This is a genomic window from Polaromonas sp., from assembly GCF_029945895.1.
Taxonomy (GTDB): domain Bacteria; phylum Pseudomonadota; class Gammaproteobacteria; order Burkholderiales; family Burkholderiaceae_C; genus Polaromonas.
In genome coordinates, this window is sequence record NZ_JAQSDL010000092.1 from 1 (window position 1) to 18,788 (window position 18,788).

Annotated in this window: 12 protein-coding genes; 6 read left to right on the forward strand and 6 right to left on the reverse strand. The window is 66.3% G+C overall.

The window, feature by feature from the left end; translation table 11 throughout:
- Positions 1–119: 119 nt before the first annotated feature.
- A complete protein-coding gene (locus PSV33_RS13385) occupies positions 120–2,132 on the forward strand; it encodes a DUF3488 and transglutaminase-like domain-containing protein (protein WP_300562587.1) in 2,013 nt (670 codons plus the stop codon).
- A 269-nt stretch (positions 2,133–2,401) separates the two neighbouring features.
- Entirely contained in the window at positions 2,402–3,343 is a 942-nt protein-coding gene (gene mltB / locus PSV33_RS13390; protein ID WP_300562806.1) for a lytic murein transglycosylase B, read from the forward strand.
- A 25-nt stretch (positions 3,344–3,368) separates the two neighbouring features.
- On the opposite strand, the gene PSV33_RS13395 is transcribed toward mltB, so the two are convergent.
- From PSV33_RS13395 to PSV33_RS13410, 5 genes are all read right to left on the reverse strand, one after another.
- Positions 3,369–4,190 (reverse strand): transglutaminase family protein, encoded by an 822-nt coding sequence (locus tag PSV33_RS13395; protein WP_300562588.1) that lies wholly within the window; start codon positions 4,188–4,190, stop codon positions 3,369–3,371.
- Positions 4,191–4,332: 142 nt separating this feature from the next.
- Positions 4,333–5,292 carry an alpha-E domain-containing protein gene (locus PSV33_RS13400; RefSeq protein WP_300562590.1) on the reverse strand — a complete coding sequence of 320 codons (960 nt, stop codon included), beginning with the start codon at positions 5,290–5,292 and terminating at the stop codon, positions 4,333–4,335.
- A gap of 3 nt (positions 5,293–5,295) precedes the next feature.
- Positions 5,296–5,469, reverse strand: a complete 174-nt coding sequence (locus tag PSV33_RS19875; RefSeq protein WP_366945601.1) for an alpha-E domain-containing protein — start codon at positions 5,467–5,469, stop codon at positions 5,296–5,298.
- On the reverse strand, positions 5,469–6,995 hold the full coding sequence (locus PSV33_RS13405; protein ID WP_300562592.1) for a circularly permuted type 2 ATP-grasp protein: 1,527 nt from the start codon (positions 6,993–6,995) through the stop codon (positions 5,469–5,471). Before PSV33_RS13405 ends, PSV33_RS19875 begins: the two co-directional genes overlap by 1 nt.
- 104 nt (positions 6,996–7,099) lie before the next feature.
- Positions 7,100–9,715, reverse strand: a complete 2,616-nt coding sequence (locus PSV33_RS13410) for a DNA internalization-related competence protein ComEC/Rec2 (protein ID WP_300562594.1) — start codon at positions 9,713–9,715, stop codon at positions 7,100–7,102.
- Positions 9,716–9,940: 225 nt separating this feature from the next.
- Here PSV33_RS13410 and PSV33_RS13415 point away from each other — a divergent pair, with 225 nt between their 5' ends.
- The gene (locus tag PSV33_RS13415; protein WP_300562596.1) at positions 9,941–13,627 is read left to right on the forward strand and encodes a DUF2126 domain-containing protein; all 3,687 of its coding nucleotides are present in this window, start codon (positions 9,941–9,943) and stop codon (positions 13,625–13,627) included.
- On the opposite strand, the gene PSV33_RS13420 is transcribed toward PSV33_RS13415, so the two are convergent.
- Positions 13,608–14,576 (reverse strand): YafY family protein, encoded by a 969-nt coding sequence (locus PSV33_RS13420; RefSeq protein ID WP_300562598.1) that lies wholly within the window; start codon positions 14,574–14,576, stop codon positions 13,608–13,610. The genes PSV33_RS13415 and PSV33_RS13420 overlap by 20 nt on opposite strands.
- A gap of 103 nt (positions 14,577–14,679) precedes the next feature.
- Between PSV33_RS13420 and PSV33_RS13425 the strand changes: the two genes are divergently transcribed.
- The 3 genes from PSV33_RS13425 to PSV33_RS13435 all read left to right on the forward strand — a co-directional run bounded on the left by PSV33_RS13425 (position 14,680) and on the right by PSV33_RS13435 (position 18,753).
- Positions 14,680–15,180, forward strand: a complete 501-nt coding sequence (locus PSV33_RS13425) for a hypothetical protein (protein ID WP_300562599.1) — start codon at positions 14,680–14,682, stop codon at positions 15,178–15,180.
- 7 nt (positions 15,181–15,187) lie between these two features.
- Positions 15,188–15,832, forward strand: coding sequence for a LysE family translocator (locus PSV33_RS13430; protein WP_300562601.1), 645 nt, complete (start codon positions 15,188–15,190; stop codon positions 15,830–15,832).
- A gap of 155 nt (positions 15,833–15,987) precedes the next feature.
- Positions 15,988–18,753 (forward strand): circularly permuted type 2 ATP-grasp protein, encoded by a 2,766-nt coding sequence (locus tag PSV33_RS13435; protein WP_300562603.1) that lies wholly within the window; start codon positions 15,988–15,990, stop codon positions 18,751–18,753.
- Positions 18,754–18,788 lie beyond the last annotated feature (35 nt).

Consider the following 18,788-nt stretch of genomic DNA (forward strand, 5'->3'; position numbering starts at 1 on the left):
CTTTTCTTTTGGCGACGCAAAAGAAAAGTGAGTTGCCGCCGGGCAACCCCCGGCTTGCTGGCAGACCACTGGCCTTCGGTCCACTCCGCAGCCTCAACCCCACAATCAACAGGCGGGAAATGTTAGCCCGCCTCCAATCCCTGCCCCGCGACAGCCGCGACACCCTCTTCCTGCTGGTGGTCATCGCCTGGGTGCTTTTGCCGCAAGTCAACGCACTGCCCTGGTGGTGCAGCGCGCTGGCCGCCGGCATGTTGCTGTGGCGCGGCCGGCTGGCCTTGGGCAACAAGCCGCTGCCGAGCAAATGGTGGCTGCTGGCGCTGCTGGCGGTTGCTGTGGGCGCGACACTGCTGACCCACAAGACCTTGCTGGGCAGGGATGCCGGTGTCACGCTGATCGTGATCTTGCTGGCACTCAAGACGCTGGAGCTGCGCGCCCGGCGCGACGCCTTTGTGGTGTTTTTCCTGAGCTTCTTCACAATGCTCACCAACTTCTTCTACTCCCAGTCGCTGCTGACGGCTTTCAGCATGCTGCTGGGCCTGCTGGGCCTGCTAACGGCCCTGGTCAATGCCCACATGCCGGTCGGTAAACCGCCGCTGCTGCAGGCCGCCAGAACCGCCGGCTGGATGGCGCTGCTCGGTGCGCCCGTGATGGTGCTGCTGTTTGTGCTGTTCCCACGCCTGGCGCCGCTGTGGGGCGTGCCATCGGACGCCATGACGGGCCGCAGCGGCCTGAGCGCCACCATGCAGGTCGGCACCATTGCCAGCCTGGCGCTCGACAGCAGCATTGCCATGCGGATTGCGTTTGAAGGCCGCCCGCCGCCGCAGCGCGAGCTGTACTTTCGCGGACCGGTGCTCTCTGCTTTTGACGGGCGGGAGTGGCGGCCCTCGTCCGGGTCCGGGTTTCCGTCCCGCTACAAGCTGGCCGACAACCTGACTGTTCAGGGCGAGCCCATCGCCTACCAGGTCACGCTCGAGCCCACCAGCCGGCCCTGGCTGTTTGTGATGGACGCAGCCGCCGAGAGCCCCAGCCTGCCCGCCGGCTACCGGACCCGCATGAGCAGCGACCTGCAATGGCTGACCGACCGTCCCATCACCGACCTGGTCCGTTACCAGGTGAAAAGCCACCCGGTGTTCAGGCACGGGCCCGATCGGCAGGAAGTGGGCCTGCAGGAGTTTGTCGAACTGCCGCCCGGCTTCAACCCGCGCACGCTGGCGCTGGCCGCCGAGATCCGGCGCGACCCGCGTTACGCCCAGGCCGATACCCGGGCGCTGGTGCAGGCCGCGCTGGAGAGACTGCGCACCGGCGGCTACACCTACACGCTGGAGCCCGGCGTGTACGGCGCCAACACGGCCGACGAATTCTGGTTCGACCGCAAGCAGGGTTTTTGCGAACACATTGCCTCGGCTTTTGTGGTGCTGATGCGCGCCATGGACGTGCCGGCCCGCATCGTCACCGGTTACCAGGGCGGCGAACTCAATGCCGTGGACGGTTTCTGGGTGCTGCGCCAGAGCGATGCCCACGCCTGGACCGAGGTCTGGCAGGCCGGCCAGGGGTGGATCCGCGTGGACCCGACCTCGGCCGTGGCGCCCGGGCGCACCGGCGCCTTCCAGCGGCTGGCGGCTCCGCAGGGACTGGTTGGCCAGGCGCTGGGCAACTTCAGTCCGACCCTGTCGGCGCAGCTGCGCGCCACCTGGGAGGCCGTGAACAATCGCTGGAACCAGTGGATCCTTACCTACACGCAGGGCAAGCAATTGCAACTGCTCAAGGACATCGGTTTTGAGTCACCGAGCTGGGAAGACCTGGCTTATGTGCTGATCGCTATCGTTGTCGGGGTCAGCCTGGCCGGTATGGCCTGGACCCTGTGGGACCGCAGCCAGCACGACCCCTGGCTGCGCCTGCTGGGCCGCGCCCGCAAACAGCTGGCCAAGGCCGGGCTGGACAGCCATGCCGCGACCTCCCCGCGCCAACTGGCCCTGCAGGTCACGCAACGTTACGGCACAGACGGCCAGGCGCTGCACGACTGGCTGCTGCAACTTGAAGCGCAGCGTTATGCCGGAAGGCCCGGCAGCGGCACGACCACGAGCGTGGCCCGGCTTGGCAAACAATACGCCGCCCTGCGCTGGCCGCCCTGACTTTCCCGCTCTGCGCCGTGGGATATGCGCTTGGCGCCATACTGTCAGCCTGCCTTGTTTTCCATCTTTTTTTCTGGACCCGCCCCTCCCGCATGATTGCCCGCCCGTTTTCTACCCCCGCCTCGCCCCGCCTCCTGGCCGCTCTGCTTTTGATAGCTGTCGGCGCAGGCACAGCAAGCGCCAGCACCGCAAAAGATCTCAAACCCCGGAGAATCAAGGTGCAGCAGGCGGCAGAGTCGGGCAGCACCTATGCCAGCCGCGCCGACGCCATGTTTTTTGCCGAAGACATGGCCCGTCGGCGCGACCTCGACGTGCCGTGGGTGCGCAACGCCATCAGCCAGGCGCGTTTCAGCCCCACCGTCGTACGGCTGATGCAACCGCCCGCCAAGACCTTTACCAAGAACTGGCGCGTCTACCGCAGCCGTTTCATTGACCCGGTCCGCATCGCAGCGGGCGCAGCTTTCTGGCAGGACAACCAGGCCAGCCTGGCACGTGCTGAAGCGGAATACGGCGTGCCCGCCGAAATCATCGTTGGCATCATCGGCGTGGAAACCATTTACGGCCGCGACACCGGCAAGTTCCGCGTGCTGGACGCACTGACCACGCTGGCTTTCGACTTTCCGTCCACCCATGCGCGGGCCAGCGAGCGCAGCGCGTTTTTCAAAGGCGAACTCGAACAGTTCCTGAGCCACCAGAACCGCCTGGGCAGCGACCCGCTGGCGCCGCGCGGCAGCTTCGCCGGCGCCATGGGCATGCCGCAGTTCATGCCTTCGAGCTGGGTCAAGTACGCGGTGGACTTCGACGGCGACGGCAAGGTCGACCTTTGGAACAGCCCGGCCGACGTGATCGGTTCCGTCGCCAGTTATTTCAAGGCCTTCAACTGGCAGCCCGGCATGCCCACCCATTACCCGGTGCGTTTTGACAGCGCCACGCTGGAGATGGACGCGCTGATGGCGCCCGACATCCTGCCAACTTTCAGTGTGGCCCGCTTCACCGCCAAAGGCGCGGTGCTCGAAGGCGAAGCCCTGAAGCACCCCGGGCCGCTGGCGCTGATCGAGCTGCTCAATGGCGACCCCGACAACGGCGGCAGCGCGCCAAGTTACGTCGCGGGCACGGAAAACTTCTATGTGATCACGCGCTACAACTGGAGCAGTTATTACGCGATGGCGGTGATTGAGCTGGGACGGGAAGTGGCGGCGCGGGTGAAGTAAGCGCCAGCAGGGGATTCGGCCCGATTCACACCGGCTCTATCGTGATGTCCACCAGCATCTCTTCCTCCCCGCCGCCATGGCGTATCCCCTTGATCGGCGGACAGGCGTTGTAGTCGGTGCCCACGGCCAGGCGCACGTGGCGCTGGTCGATCAGGCAGCTGTGGGTGACGTCGATGCTGACCCAGCGCCGTGCCGCCACGTCAAGGCAGATGTCGGCCCAGGCGTGGCTGGCCAAGTCGGGTTCGTTGGCGGCGTAGAAATAACCGCTGACATAACGCGCCGGAATGCCCAGGCTGCGGCAGATGGCCACCATCACATGGGCCTGGTCCTGGCAGACACCGGCGCCGGCCTCAAAGGCCTGCAGCGCCGTGGTGGTCACGCTGGTGCTATTTTTTTGGTAGCTGACGGCGCCCGCCACACCTTGGCTCAGGGCCAAAAGCATGCTCAGGGCCGTGACACCCGCGGGTGTGGACGGCTGCACGAAGCGGCGGCCAAACTCAGCTAATGAGGCATGCGGCGCGGCCAGCGCCGTCGGCCTGAGAAAAAAAGCCGGATGAGGCATGGCCGCGTCGTCGGTGAATTCGGCCACACCCAACGTGTCCACCTGCCCCGCGGCGTTGACCAGGCTGCCGGTCACATGGGCGGACGCTTCGGCGACAAAGGTGTAGGAGTGGATGCTGTTACCGCAGCCGTCGTGCTGCTCATGCAACGCGCCGGGGGCACCCAGCGTCCAGAAAAGCACAGTTTGCGAGGGGCCGGACTTCGGCGTCAGCCACAGCGTCTGCAACGCATAACGCAGCGGCTCGGTGTAGCGGTAACGCGTGGTGTGACGGACGTGTAATTTCATAAGGCCCCCACGCTCCCCCACTTCGTGTGAGTCGCTGCCCCCCGGGGGGGCCGCTGCGCCTGCGGCCCGGCAAAGCCGGTTCCGCGGCCCCTGCTTGAAGGGGATTTACCCCCCACTTTCGGAGGGTGCATAGGATCGCGGTTCACGCCGTTGCCGGAACCAGGAAGTCGCGGCTGATGTGGGCGCCGAGTTCGTTCACGCGGTCAAGGAACTGCGTCAGGTAGGCGTGCAGGCCGGTGGCCAGGATCTCGTCGATACGCGCGTACTGCAGGTCGGCACTGAGCTTGCCCGCACGGCGCACGGTCTCGCAGGTCTGGTCATCCGTGACCTTCGCCAGATTGCTCACCACCTCCTGCAGGCTGGCAGCCAGCGAACGCGGCATGTCGGCACGCAGGATCAGCAATTCGGCCACACGTTCGGGCTTGATCACATTGCGGTAGACCCGGCGGTAGATCTCGAAGGCGCTGACGCTGCGCAGGATCGCGCTCCAGTGGTAGAAGTCGTACTCCTGGTCTTTCACGCTGGCAGCGCCGTAAAAGTCGCTTTGCACCGCGTGAAACTTGACATCGACCAGGCGTGCGGTGTTGTCGGCGCGCTCGAGGAAGGTTCCCAGCCGCATGAAGTACAGCGCCTCGTCCTGCAGCATGGTGCCGACGGTCACGCCGCGCGACAGGTGCGAGCGGAACTTGACCCATTCGAAAAACTGGCTCGGGTCGCGTTCGAAATCGCCATTGCGCAGCATGCGGAAGATTTCGAGGTAGGTCTGGTTCTGCGTTTCCCAGACCTCGGTGGTCAGCGTTCCGCGCACGGCGCGCGCATTTTCCCGTGCATTCTTCAGGCAGGAAATGATGCTGGACGAATTTTTCTCGTCACGCACCATGAAGTCCATCACGTCGCGCGCATTGACGTCGCCGTATTTGCTTTCATAGGCACCCGAGAGTTCGCTGATGCTCAGCAGGCCCTTCCAGCCTACCTGCGCCACGGCGGTGGATTGCGGAAGCAAGGAGGTCTGGTAGTTCACATCCAGCATGCGCGCGGTGTTTTCGGCGCGCTCTGTGTAGCGGGACATCCAGAACAAGTGATCAGCAGTTCGTGACAGCATGGTTTAACTCCTCGCCTCAAACACCGAAAGCGCTGGCGCGCCTTGCGTATTTTGGTGATGCCATGACAAGCGCTGCGCGCACTTGTCAGTCATCCCCGCGAATGCCTGCGGCATGTCGCCGGCGCGCTCTGTGTAGCGGGACATCCAGAAGAGGTGATCAGCGGTACGTGACAACATTATTTGCTACCTCCCTGCGACTGGCTTTGTGATTGCCCCGACTGCGACTGCGTTTGCGACTGCCCCGGGGCGTGCGCATCATCTTCCAGCACCCAGGTGTCCTTGGTGCCGCCGCCCTGCGAGGAGTTGACCACCAGGGAGCCGTCTTTCAGCGCCACACGCGTCAGGCCACCCGGCACCATCTGCACGGTTTTGCCGCTGAGCACAAACGGCCGTAAATCGATGTGGCGCGGCGCGATGCCGCTTTCGACATAGGTCGGGCAAGTCGACAGGCTCAGCGTCGGCTGGGCGATGTAACCGGCCGGGTTGGCCAGCACGGCCTTGCGGAAATCCTCGATCTCGGCCTGTGTGGCTGCCGGGCCAACCAGCATGCCGTAGCCGCCGGCGCCGTGCACTTCCTTGATGACCAGGTCTTTCATGTTGGCCAGCGTGTACTGGAGGTCGTCCTCGTTGCGGCACATGTAGGTCGGCACGTTTTTCAGGATGGGTTTTTCGCCGAGGTAGAACTCGATCATCTTGGGCACATAGGGGTAAATCGACTTGTCGTCAGCAACGCCCGTGCCGATGGCGTTGCACAGCGCGACGTTGCCGCTGCGGTAGACATTGAGCAGGCCGGCGCAGCCGAGCGTGGAGGTCGGCCGGAAGGCCAGCGGGTCGAGGAAGTCGTCATCGACACGGCGGTAGATCACGTCCACGCGTTTCGGGCCGCGGGTGGTGCGCATGTAGACGAAGTTGTCCTTCACAAAAAGATCCTGCCCCTCGACCAGTTCCACGCCCATCTGCTGCGCGAGGAAGGCGTGTTCGAAATAGGCCGAGTTGTACATGCCGGGCGTCAGCACCACCACCGTCGGCTCGGCGCGATGCGCCGGCGAGTTGTCGCGCAGGGTCTCGAGCAGCAGGTCGGGGTAATGCGCGACAGGCGCCACGCGGTTCTCGCTGAACAGGTCGGGGAACAGCCGCATCATCATCTTGCGGTCTTCCAGCATGTAACTCACGCCGCTGGGCACGCGCAGGTTGTCTTCCAGCACGTAGTACTCGCCCTCGCCCTGGGCGTTCGGGGCGCGCACGATGTCGATGCCGCTGATATGCGAGTAGATGTTGCCGGGCACCTCGACGCCCATCATCTCTGGGCGGAACTGCGCGTTCTGGAAAATCTGCTCGGACGGAATCACGCCGGCCTTGATGATTTCCTGGTCGTGGTAGACATCGTGGATGAAGCGATTGAGCGCCGTGACACGCTGGATCAGCCCTTTTTCCATGCTGGCCCACTCGTGCGCGGGGATGATGCGCGGGATCAGGTCAAAGGGAATGAGCCGTTCGGTGCCGCCGTTGTCGGGGTTGCCGTCGTCCTTGTCGCCATAGACGGCAAAGGTGATGCCCACGCGGCGAAAAATCATCTCGGCCTCGGCACGCCTGGCCTGCATGACCGGATCAGGCTGCCTGGCCAGCCAGCGCTGGTAAGCCTGGTAGTGCTCGCGGACGCTGGACGCCGTTGCATTCATCTCGTCAAACATGGGGCGGCTCATCGGCTTGGTCTCCAGCAAATTTACGAATGGATCGTTATATAGCTAGCTTAGCAAGTAATGCGCCAGCCGTTCGTAGGCCAATCACTATTTGTGCAGATTTCCATTCACGGCGGCGCGTCCATCCGGTGCTGCCAATAACGCAGCGCCGCCTGCCGCTGACAGCGGACCCCCGCCGGGTGCTGGCTGTCCCAGCTGGCGGCGCCGCAGACCGGCGAGCTGACCACCACAATCCCGCGCTCGCGATAACGTGCCAGCACCGGCGGCGCCGGGTGGCCGAAACGGTTGCGGTAACCGGCCTGCGCAAGCGCCAGCGTGGGCTGCACCGCATCGAGAAAGGCCGCGCTGGACGAGGTCTTGCTTCCGTGGTGCGGCACCAGCAACACGTCGGCCCGCAGCACCGTGCCCGCGGCCACCAGGCGCTGCTCCTGCGCCAGCTCGATGTCACCGGCCAGCAAGGCGCTGCGCCGGCCGTTGGACAGGCGCAGCACGCAGCTCATGGCGTTGGACCGGGCCGGCGCAGCATAGTCACCGGCGGCCGGATGCAGGACCTCGAAATCGACCCCGTCCCACTGCCAGCGCTGGCCCGCCACGCAGCGGGTGGCAGGACGCAGCGCCTGCAGCTCGTGGCTGTCCTCGATGGAACTGAGCAGGGCCGCCTGCGGATGCATCGCCAGCACCGCCGGCGCACCGCCAATGTGGTCGCTGTCGCGGTGGCTCAGCATCAGCATGTCCACGCGCTCATCCAGGGCGCGCAGCAAGGGCACCAGCACCCGGTGCCCGGCGTCGCTCTCGCGCGAAAAGCGCGGCCCGCTGTCATAAACCAGCGTGTGGCCGGCGGTGCGGACGAGCAGCGCATTGCCCTGCCCCACATCGGCGGCGATCAGCTCGAACTCCCCGACCGGTGGCCGCAGCGGCTGCCACAGCAGCACCGGCAACAGCAACGGCAGACCCAACACGCGCCAGTGCCAGGGCAGGCGCATGGCCAGCAACAAACCGCCCGCCACACCGGCCACCGCACACCACAGCGGCGCGGCCGCCACGCTGATGCTGGCCAGCGGCCAGCGTGCCAGCCATTGCAGAAACACCATCAGGGCCGCCACCGCGGCGGCCGCGAGATCCCAGAACGGCGCCCAGAGCACGCCCAGCATGGTCAAAGGCGTGACCAGCAGGGTCACCCACGGAATCCCCAGCCCGTTGGCCAGCAGGCCGACCAGGGAGACCTGGTTGAACAGCAACAACGACAGAGGCGTGAGCGCCAGGGTCACCACCCATTGCTCGCGAAATAGGGCCCCCACGCCTGCCACTGCGCGTGCTGCGCTGCCCCTCGATGGGGCCAATTTTTCCGGGGGCGGCCCATCGGAAAATGGCTCTCCCTGCGCTTCTTCATGGCGTCGCTCTTTTCTCTGATCGTTTTGACCGCCAGCCCTTTCCCCACGGGCGCCAACAGCTCCTGAATCCATAGCATGCTGAGGCTGTTGCGAGCCCGCTGCAAACAACACGCCCACCGCCACAAACGACAACCAGAAACCGGCCTGCAGCAAGGCCCAGGGGTCCAGCGCCACCACGACGGCCATGGCCAGCAGCCACACCTGCGGCCAGGGCCAGCGTTTGCCGCTCTGGCGCAGCAGCACCACGGCCGCCAGCATCCAGACCGTGCGCTGCGCCGGCACGCCCCAGCCGGAAAACAGCGCATACGCCGCCGCCAGCAGCAGCCCGCCCCAGGCCGCGGCACTCGCCGCCGGGACCGCCAGACACAGGGCCGGGCTCCAGCGCGCCGAGCGCCGCCACAGCCAGCCCATGACCTGCGCGGCCAGCCAGGCAAACATGGTGATGTGCAATCCGGAAATGCTCATCAGATGGGCCACGCCGGTGGCCCGGAACACATCCCAGTCGGCGCGTTCGATGGCATTCTGGTCGCCCACCAGCAGGGCGGCCACCACGCCGGCCAGCTGGCGGTCGGTCACCCGCGTGTACACCGCATCGCGCAGCGACTGGCGTGCGCGCTCGACCGGGTAGCGCCAACTGTCGGCGAGCCGTTGGGGCGGCGCATCGCGCGGTCCGGCGCGCACATACCCGGTGGCCTGCAGGCCCTGCTCCCAAAGCCAGAGTTCGTAGTCAAAGCCGTAAGGGTTGCTGTTGCCGTGCGGGGCCTTCAATCGCACCGTCATGCGCCAGGATTCACCGGCGCGCAGGTTCTGAGGCTGGCGTTGCAGCGCAAGCAGCGCCGCCGGGGCATCCAGGCTTTCGATGTCGGCGGGTTCCCTGCTGCCAAAACCCGCATACCAGCCAAGGTAGACCTGCGCCGGTAACACCACCGGCTGCCCGTCCAACCGGGCGCTTTCCACCGCGAACCGGAAACGCAGGCCGTCGTCGCTGCGCTGGGGCATAGCCAGCACCCGTCCCGTCACCTCGATGTCCTTGCCTTCCAGCGCAGGGGCCAGCGCGCCGGCCTGGAAGGCCGCCGCGCGCAGGCCGGTCAGTGCAAACCCGGCCGCCAGCGCCAGCAGCAGTGCCATCAGGCTGCGCGCGGACCAGACCGCCTTCGCCGGGAAGGCTACCGCCGCCGCCAGTCCGGCCAGCACGACCACAGCGCCGGCGATGCCGGCATACAGCCCGGCATCCCACAGCCCGCGCTGCTGCAACTGCAGGGCCGCGCCGGCCACCCAGCCGGCCAGCAGCGGGCCCAGCAGCCTGGCCCCGGGAGGCGTCGCGGCTGACATCACTCTGACCAAGCGCCCTCCCCCTTTTGCTGCCCTGCGTTTGTAAGATTCCCTGCTTAACGGAGAACACAGGCCTTGCGCTGACAGGCATCTCGGCCTTTGGCGCAGCTCTTGCTTGCAGGGGTGGCATTAAAACCGTTATTCAGGCGCCGGTCGCGGCCGGCGTGCTGTTTCTGCGGCATAGTGCCAGCATAGCGCCTGAAATATTCGAAAAGCGAGATTGCCTTGTCCATTCATGTAGCCCTCAGTCACATCACCCACTACCAATACGACCGGCTGGTTCGCCTCGGCCCACAGGTGGTCCGGCTGCGGCCAGCGCCACACAGCCGCACCAAGGTGCTGTCGTATTCCCTGACCGTCGAGCCCAAGGGCCACTTCATCAACTGGCAACAGGACCCGTTTGCCAACTACCAGGCACGGCTGGTGTTCCCCGAGCCGACACGCGAGTTCAAGGTCACGGTGGACCTGGTGGTCGAAATGGCGGTGTTCAACCCGTTTGACTTCTTCCTCGAACCCGAAGCCGAGGAGTTCCCGTTCAAATACAGCAAGGAACAGGCGCATGAACTGGCGCCCTACCTGGCCACCGAGCCGGCAACGCCACTGCTCAAAAGTTATCTCGCCGGAATCGACCGCACGCCCAAACGCACCATCGACTTCCTGGTCGGGCTGAACCAGAAGCTGCAGGGCGACATCAAGTACGCGATCCGCATGGAGCCCGGCGTGCAGACGCCGGAAGAAACCCTGAAACTCGCCGTCGGTTCCTGCCGCGACACCGGCTGGCTCATGGTTCAGCTGTTCCGCCACCTCGGCCTGGCCGCGCGTTTTGTATCGGGCTACCTGATCCAGCTGAAGGCCGACGTGAAGTCACTGGACGGCCCGAGCGGTGCTGAAAGCGATTTCACCGATCTGCACGCCTGGTGCGAGGTGTTCCTGCCAGGCGCCGGCTGGGTCGGCCTGGACCCGACCTCGGGCCTGATGGCCGGCGAAGGCCACATCCCCCTGGCCTGCACGCCCGAGCCCTCGAGCGCGGCGCCGATTGAAGGCGGTGTGGACGAAAGTGAAGTCGAATTTTCCCACCACATGGGTGTTCAGCGCATCTTCGAATCACCACGCGTGACCCAGCCCTACACCGACGCGCTGTGGGCCGATGTGCTCAAACTCGGACACCAGGTGGACCAGGACCTGGTCGCCGGCGACGTGCGCCTGACCATGGGCGGCGAGCCGACTTTTGTGGCCACGCAGGACCGCGACGCCGCCGAATGGAACATCGACGCGCTGGGCCCGACCAAACGCGGCTACGCGACCGAACTCGTGCAGAAGCTGCGCGCCGAATACAGCGAAGGCGGCTTTCTGCACTTCGGCCAGGGCAAGTGGTACCCGGGCGAGCAGTTGCCGCGCTGGGCGCTGAGCATTTTCTGGCGCAAGGACGGCCAGCCGGTCTGGCAGAACCCCGCGCTGTTCACCGACGAGCGCCAGCCCTGCAACTACACCAGTGACGATGCGCGCCGTTTCACCGAGACGCTGGCCGGCAAGCTGGGCCTGTCCGCCCAACACATCACGCCGGGCTACGAAGACACCTGGTACTACCTGTGGCGCGAGCGCCGCTTGCCGGTCAACGTAGACCCTTTCGACACCAAGCTCGATGATGCGATGGAGCGCGCGCGCCTGCGCCGCGTGTTCTCCCAAGGGCTGGACGCAGTGGTCGGGTATGTGCTGCCCCTCAAGGTCCGGGAAGGGAGCGCCGCCGGGCCGTCCCAAGGCGCGAGGGCCCCCGCGGGGGGCAGCGACCCCCACGCAGTGGGGGAGCGTGGGGGCGACATCGAAGCACAAGGGCAAGGCCCGTTATGGTCCACCGGGCCGTGGTTCTTCCGCGATGAACGCATGTACCTGATGCCGGGCGACTCGCCCATGGGTTACCGCCTGCCGCTGGACTCGGTGCCCTGGGTGTCGGAAACCGATTTCCCCTACATGACCGAGGCCGACCCGTTTGCGCCGCGGGACGAGCTTCCCTCTACGGCTGCCCTGGCGGCGCGTTACAACGCCGCCACCGGGCAGGCCGCGCCGGTTCCCGCACCTGCCGCGGCTGCACGCGCGACCGGCCACAACAGCGCCAGCATGCTGGCCCAGTACATGGCGCGTTACATGACGGCCAGCGGCCCGCGCAACGAAGCCAGCCGCCTGCTGCAGTTCAGGCCGGCCACGCCCGGCACCGACACGCGCTTCGACCAAAGCGCAAAAGCGCCCGCCGCCGCGGCCAGGGCGGCGCCGGCAGTGGCAGATGAAAACGCCCGCATGCCCAAACCTGGCGAGTCCGCCGCCTGGTTGACACGCACCGCGCTGTGTGTGGAAGTGCGCGACCCGACACGCGCGAACGGCCCCCAGGAAAAACCCAAAGCCAAGGCCGCGCCGAAGGAAAAAGGCGCAAAGGCGGAGACTGGCGCGCTCTACATCTTCATGCCGCCGCTGGAACGCCTCGAGGACTACCTCGATCTGCTGGCCGCTGTCGAGGCCAGCGCGCAAACCCTTGGACTGCAGATCGTTCTGGAAGGTTACCCGCCGCCGCGCGACCCGCGCCTGAAGATGCTGCAGGTCACGCCTGACCCCGGCGTGATCGAGGTCAACATCCACCCGGCCTACAACTGGAACGAACTGGTCGAACACACCGAGTTCCTCTACAAAATTGCCCACGAGACGCGCCTGTCGGCCGAAAAGTTCATGACCGATGGCCGCCACACCGGCACCGGCGGCGGCAACCACTTTGTGCTGGGCGGCGCCACGCCACCGGACAGCCCCTTTCTGCGCAAGCCCGAGATGCTGGGCAGCCTGATCGCCTACTGGCACAACCACCCGTCGCTTAGTTATCTGTTTTCGGGCATGTTCATTGGCCCGACCAGCCAGGCGCCGCGGGTGGACGAGGCGCGCAACGACCAGCTCTACGAACTGGAAATCGCGCTACGCGAAATTACCGCCAACCGCGAAAAATACGGCCAGGACATGCCGCCCTGGATCGTGGACCGCACGCTGCGCAACATCCTCGTCGACGTCACCGGTAACACGCATCGCAGCGAGTTCTGCATCGACAAGATGTATTCCCCCGACTCGGCCACCGGCCGGCTCGGGCTGCTGGAACTGCGCGCTTTCGAGATGCCGCCGCATGCCCGCATGAGCATCGTGCAGCAGCTGCTGCTGCGCGCGCTGGTCGCGCGTTTCTGGAACCAGCCTTACCACGGCCGCATGACGCGCTGGGGTACCGAACTGCACGACCGCTTTTTGCTGCCTGCGTTTGTGCGTCAGGACTTTGCCGACGTGCTGACCGAGCTCAACGAGGCCGGCTACGCCTTTGACATGGCCTGGTTCGAACCGCATTTCGAGTTCCGCTTCCCGATGATCGGTCAGGTCAAGGCCAACAGCATCGAGCTGACCCTGCGCAGTGCGCTCGAGCCCTGGCATGTGATGGGTGAAGAAGGCTCGTCCGGCGGCACCGTGCGTTATGTGGACTCCTCGCTCGAACGCGTGGAGGTGCATGTCACCGGCCTCAACGACAACCGCTACGTCATCACCGCCAATGGCTGCGCGCTGCCGCTGCAAAGCACCGGCACGGTCGGCGACTACGTGGCCGGCGTGCGTTACAAGGCCTGGAACCCGCCCTCGGCCCTGCACCCGTCGATCGGCGTGCATGCGCCGCTGACGTTTGACATCGTGGACACCTGGATGGAACGTTCGCTGGGCGGTTGCCAGTACCACGTGGCGCACCCGGGTGGCCTGAGCTATGACACGCTGCCGGTGAACTCGTATGAGGCCGAGAGCCGGCGTCTGAACCGGTTTTTCCAGATGGGCCACACGGCGGGCAAGATGCGCGTCCAGCCGGCGCAACCAAGCCGGGAGTTTCCGTTCACGCTGGATCTGCGTTAGGCCCCCCAGCCAGCACGCGCAGGCGTTCCACGCAGGCCCGGAATGCGCCGTGCAGTTCTGCCGGCTGGCGAATCTCGAAGTCAAACGACAGCCGCGCCAGCTGGCGTGCAAACCAGTTCAGGTCATCGGCCTGGGCGTGCAGCAGCACGCCCTCAGCGCAGGGCTGGAACAGGCCGACACCTTCAAACAGCTGTTCCTGTGCGGTTTCCATGCCGGTGCGCAGCAACACCTGGATGCTGAAAGCCCGCGGCAAGGTGGCGATCCCCAGCGCGAGATGTTGCACCGCATCAAAGTCTGCCGGCGGCGTGAACACGGCGTTCAGCGCCTGCACCTCCAGCACACGGTCCAGCCGGAAGGAACGCAGACCCCGGCGCAGGTGGCACAGGCCCACGACATACCAGCGCCCCCCGCGGTGGACCAGGCCATAAGGGTCCAGATCCCGCCCGGTGAGCACACCCTCGGCAGAACGGTAAGCCAGGTGCACACGCTGGCAGCCGTGGGCGGCGCTGCTCAGGGCCAGCAAGGCGGTGTTGTCGCCCGGCGCGACTGAACCAGCCAGATCAAGCCTCACCGTCTCGCCCAGAGCCCGAATGCGGTTCTTGAGCTTGCCGGGCATCACGCGCTCCAGCTTGGCCTGCGCGCTTTGCACCGCTGGCGCTGCTTCGGCCAGCCCAAGCCCACGCGCCGCCACCAGGCCGACCGACAGGGCCAGCGCCTCGTCGTCGGTAAACATCATGGGCGGGAGCTTGAAGCCGGCCATCAGCCGGTAACAGCCGTAGCGGCCACGCTCGGCCAACACCGGAATACCCAGGTCTTCCAGCCTGGCGATGTAGCGGCGCAAGGTGCGGCCGTCCACCTCCAGCCGCCGCGCGAGTTCCGCGCCACTCAGGCGGCCGTGGGTCTGGAGCAGCTCCAGCACCGTGAGCACGCGTGTGGTGGGCGAATACATGTGGATGAGTTTAAAACCTAATCAGGGCCAATATCGCCCTATTACGCTTTTACATTGAATTCCTCCAGAGCCGATGACCGGTCTCAGACACAAGGAAATATCCATGAGCTTCGCCATCCAGACCGCTGCAGCCCGCCATCATGAAGGCGGGCGACATGATTTCGATTTCCTGCACGGCCACTGGCGGGTGCACAACAGGCGCCTGCACCAACGCCTGCTGGGGTGTACCGAATGGGACAGCTTTGAAGCCACGCAATCCTGCCAGCCCCTGCTGGACGGCCTGGGCAACACGGACGAAATGCGCAACGAAGCGGGGCCTGTGGGCGTTTCACTGCGCCTGTTTGACCTTCAGGCCCGGCAGTGGGTGATCTACTGGGTCGCCCCGCACGACGGTCTCCTGCAGCCTCCCGTGCGCGGCGCGTTTGCGGGGGGGACCGGCATTTTTGAAGGCACAGACGTTCATGACGGCCGGCCGGTGCGCGTTCGCTACACCTGGTCCCACACAAGCGGTGACACCCCGCAATGGGAACAGGCGTACTCGGCCGATGAAGGCGCCAGCTGGGAGACCAACTGGGTCATGTCTTTTACACGCACGCGAGCTTGAAATGGACATGCCCGGTTTGACCCAGACCACCCACCTGTGGCTGTTTTTCGCCATGGTGTTCGGCATCATCGTGCTACCGGGCCTGGACATGGCCTTTGTCATGGCCAGTTCGCTGATGGACGGACGCCGTTCCGGACTGTCTGCGGTCGCCGGCATCGTCGCCGGCGGCGCGGTGCATGTGACGCTGGGCGCCATCGGCATCGGCGTGGTGCTCAAGCTGTTCCCGGCGGCGTTTACCGCCATGGCGATGGCCGGCGCGCTGTACATCACTTGGATCGGCCTGTCACTGTGGCGCGGCGCTACGGCGCTGGGCGAAGTCGGAGAAACACGCTCCCGCTCCCTGCCGGCGACTTTCGGCCGCGCCCTGCTGACCTGCCTGCTGAACCCGAAAGCCTATGTCTTCATGCTGGCCGTCTTTCCGCAGTTCCTGCGACCCGAGTACGGCCCGGTCTGGCTGCAGGCCGTGGTGCTGGGGCTGATCATCGCCTTGACACAGGCCGGGGTGTATGGCGCCCTGGCCCTGGGCGCAGCGGGTGCCCGGAACTGGCTGCGCGGCCACCCCGAGGGCCAGGTCTGGGCCGGCCAGGCGGTCGGCGCAGTGCTGGTGCTGGGGGCGCTGTACACCGCATGGGGAGGATGGCGCGGTTTTTGACAGGCGGCGACTCCCCGCGGACCTCGGGATCGCTCAGAAATTGTCTTATGGCTGCAACAACGATGGCGGCTTGCGCTGCCATCGTGTGCTCCGCGCCGGAACAACAGGCAACGGAGCTGCTCACGCGTTAAGCATAAAGGCATACTTGGGCCACCTTGGAAAACAACCCCTCCCTTTTTGCAGCCGCCGCGCTGGAAGCGCCTGTCGATCTGGCGCTGGCCCTGGCACTGCCGGCTTCCGCCGGCCATTTTGACGAGTTGCACGGCCGAACCCTGGACAAGGCCCCGCCCGCGGTCGGCCAGATGCAGGGCCAGTACCAAAGCCAGACCAGCCAGCCCTCCCAAATGCTGCAGCTGGCGGGTAGCGCCGCTGCGCCCGCGCCAGCACCCGGCCCCGGCCCGACCGCTGGCCCGGCGGCCAGCCTGGCGCCCGACTGGAGCCGCTTCTTCAACTTTCTGGGCGGCGACGGTTTTGAGGACCTGAATCACCGCACCGCCAACCTGCAGCGCCAGATCCGCGACAACGGCGTGACCTACAACGTTTATGCCGACGCCAACGGCCCGCAGCGGCCCTGGTCGCTGGACCTGTTTCCGCTGATCCTGTCGGCGCAGGACTGGGCGCAGATCGCTGCCGGTGTGCACCAGCGTGCCCGGCTGCTGGAGCACATCATGGCCGACGTGTACGGCCCGCAGCAGCTGCTGGCACAAGGGCTGCTGCCTGCGGCGCTGGTGCAGGGCCACCCCGGCTATCTGCGCGCCATGCACGGCGTGCGGCCGGCCGGCGGCACCTTTTTGCACATCGCCGCCTTCGACCTGGCGCGCGGCCCCGACGGGCGCTGGTGGGTGGTGTCGCAACGCACGCAGGCGCCCTCGGGCCTGGGTTACCTGCTGGAAAACCGCCTGGCGATCTCGCGGCTGTTCCCCGAGGCCTTTCGCGAACTGAAGGTGCAGCGCCTGGCGGCCTCCTACAAGGCGCTGGTCGATGGCATGAAGGCCGCCAGCCCGGCGCGCGCGCGCGGCGAAGAAAGCCGCATCGTGTTGCTGACGCCCGGCCCCTACAACGAGACCTATTTCGAACATGCCTACCTCGCGCGTTACCTTGGCCTGACCCTGGTGGAAGGCAGCGACCTGCTGGTGCGCGACGACAAGCTCTACCTCAAGACCCTGCAGGGGCTGGAGCCCGTGCACGGCCTGCTCAAGCGCCTGGACGACGAGTTTCTGGACCCGCTGGAGCTGCGTTCGGACTCCACGCTCGGCGTGCCCGGCCTGCTGCAGGCGATACGCGCCGGCAACGTGCTGGTGGCCAACGCCCCGGGCTCGGCCTTTCTCGAATCCAGCGCGCTGCTGGGCTTTCTGCCAGCCCTGTCGAGCCACCTGCTCGACGAGCCGTTGGCCCTGCCTTCGCTGGCGACCTGGTGGTGCGGCGAGCAGGCCGCACTGCAGGCCGTGCTGCCGCGCCTGAAGGAATGTGTCATCAAGGGCACCTACCCGGAGTCCGGCATTGAGTCCGTGATTGGGCAGACGCTGTCGCGCCGCGAACTCGACGAATGGGCCGGTCGTCTGGTCCGGCGCAACGAAGACTACACGGTGCAGGCCTATCTGCCGCTGTCGCAGACGCCGACCTGGCAGGGCCAGAGAATTGCCCCGCGTTCCACCATGCTGCGGGTGTTCGCGGTGGCCGACGGCGCAGGTTCCTGGCAGGTGCTGCCCGGCGGGCTCGCGCGGCTGGCCGGCCCCAATGACAAGATTGCCTCCATGCAGCAAGGCGGCAGCAGCGCCGATGTGTGGGCGCCGGGCGAGTCCGGACGGGGTGCGCCGCAGGCCACAGCGCCGGCCACCGCCGAACCGGGCACCCCACCCCGATCGGCGACCCCGGTGCGGCACAAGCCCCCGGTCACCAGCCGCGCCGCCGAAAACCTGTTCTGGCTGGGCCGCTACACCGAGCGCACCGAAAACGCCATCCGCATGGCGCAGTTGACGCTGCAGTCCCTCAACGGCGAAGACCAGTCCTCGCAGCCGCTGCTGGCCTGGCTGTCCGAGCTGGCCGTGAAAAACGGCCTGGTGATGGACTCGGTGCCGCCTGCGACGCAGTCGCGCCGCGTGTTCGAACGCTCACTGATTGCCAGCCTGGCAGACACCGAGCGCGCCGCCAGCGTGGGCTACAACCTGCGCGCGCTCAAGGGCGCGGCCTCGGCGGTGCGCGAGCGGCTGTCGCAGGAACAGTGGCACGTGATCATGCGGACCGAGGCCGATTTTTCCTCTCGCTGCAGCGCCTTCAGCGGGCCCGACCACCCTGCCTCGCAGACCCTCGAATACTCCTCGGTGGAAGCGCTGGCGGCACTGGAGTCTGCCAGCGGCTTCCTGGCCGCCATGACCGGCGCGCAAACCGACCGCATGAGCCGCGACGACGGCTGGCGCTTGCTCAGCACGGGCCGCCACATCGAGCGGCTCAACACGCTGGCGTCCTCCCTGATCCTCGGCTTCGAGACCGGTGCCGTCTTCGACGAAGGCGGTTTCGGTGCCATCCTGGCTCTGTTCGACAGCACCATCACCTTCCATGCCCAGTACCAGCAGCAACGCGATGTATCGGCGCTGCTGGACCTGCTGGTGCTGGACCGGGACAACCCGCGCTCACTCGGCTGGGTCACCCAGACCCTGCGCGGCCGGCTGGCGCGCCTGGCCGAAAACACCGCGGGTGCGCCGCAGCCGGCGCCCGACCTGACGCCCACCCTGCCCGACCCCGGCAGCTGGCTGCTCCGTGACCTGTGCAACCCCACTTCCGGCGCGCAGGACAGCGGCCCGTACGCGGGCCTGCTGGCGCAGCTTGAGCTGTGTTGCAGCGCCGCTTTCGAGCTTTCGGACACGCTGAGCCGGCGTTACTTCAGCCACGTGGCCCCGGACGAACACAGCCTGGGCGCCTGAGGCCGCCTCCACCTGCAACCTTCCCATTTTTCGAG

Bases quoted from the DNA above. Each gene is read 5' to 3' on its own strand.
- PSV33_RS13410 (WP_300562594.1), bottom strand. From the start codon at position 9,715: ATGTCAGCCGCGACGCCTCCCGGGGCCAGGCTGCTGGGCCCGCTGCTG.
- PSV33_RS13400 (WP_300562590.1), bottom strand. From the start codon at position 5,292: ATGCTGTCACGAACTGCTGATCACTTGTTCTGGATGTCCCGCTACACA.
- PSV33_RS13385 (WP_300562587.1), top strand. From the start codon at position 120: ATGTTAGCCCGCCTCCAATCCCTGCCCCGCGACAGCCGCGACACCCTC.
- PSV33_RS13430 (WP_300562601.1), top strand. From the start codon at position 15,188: ATGCCCGGTTTGACCCAGACCACCCACCTGTGGCTGTTTTTCGCCATG.
- PSV33_RS19875 (WP_366945601.1), bottom strand. From the start codon at position 5,469: ATGTTGTCACGTACCGCTGATCACCTCTTCTGGATGTCCCGCTACACA.
- PSV33_RS13405 (WP_300562592.1), bottom strand. From the start codon at position 6,995: ATGAGCCGCCCCATGTTTGACGAGATGAATGCAACGGCGTCCAGCGTC.
- mltB (WP_300562806.1), top strand. From the start codon at position 2,402: ATGTTTTTTGCCGAAGACATGGCCCGTCGGCGCGACCTCGACGTGCCG.
- PSV33_RS13420 (WP_300562598.1), bottom strand. From the start codon at position 14,576: ATGTATTCGCCCACCACACGCGTGCTCACGGTGCTGGAGCTGCTCCAG.
- PSV33_RS13395 (WP_300562588.1), bottom strand. From the start codon at position 4,190: ATGAAATTACACGTCCGTCACACCACGCGTTACCGCTACACCGAGCCG.
- PSV33_RS13425 (WP_300562599.1), top strand. From the start codon at position 14,680: ATGAGCTTCGCCATCCAGACCGCTGCAGCCCGCCATCATGAAGGCGGG.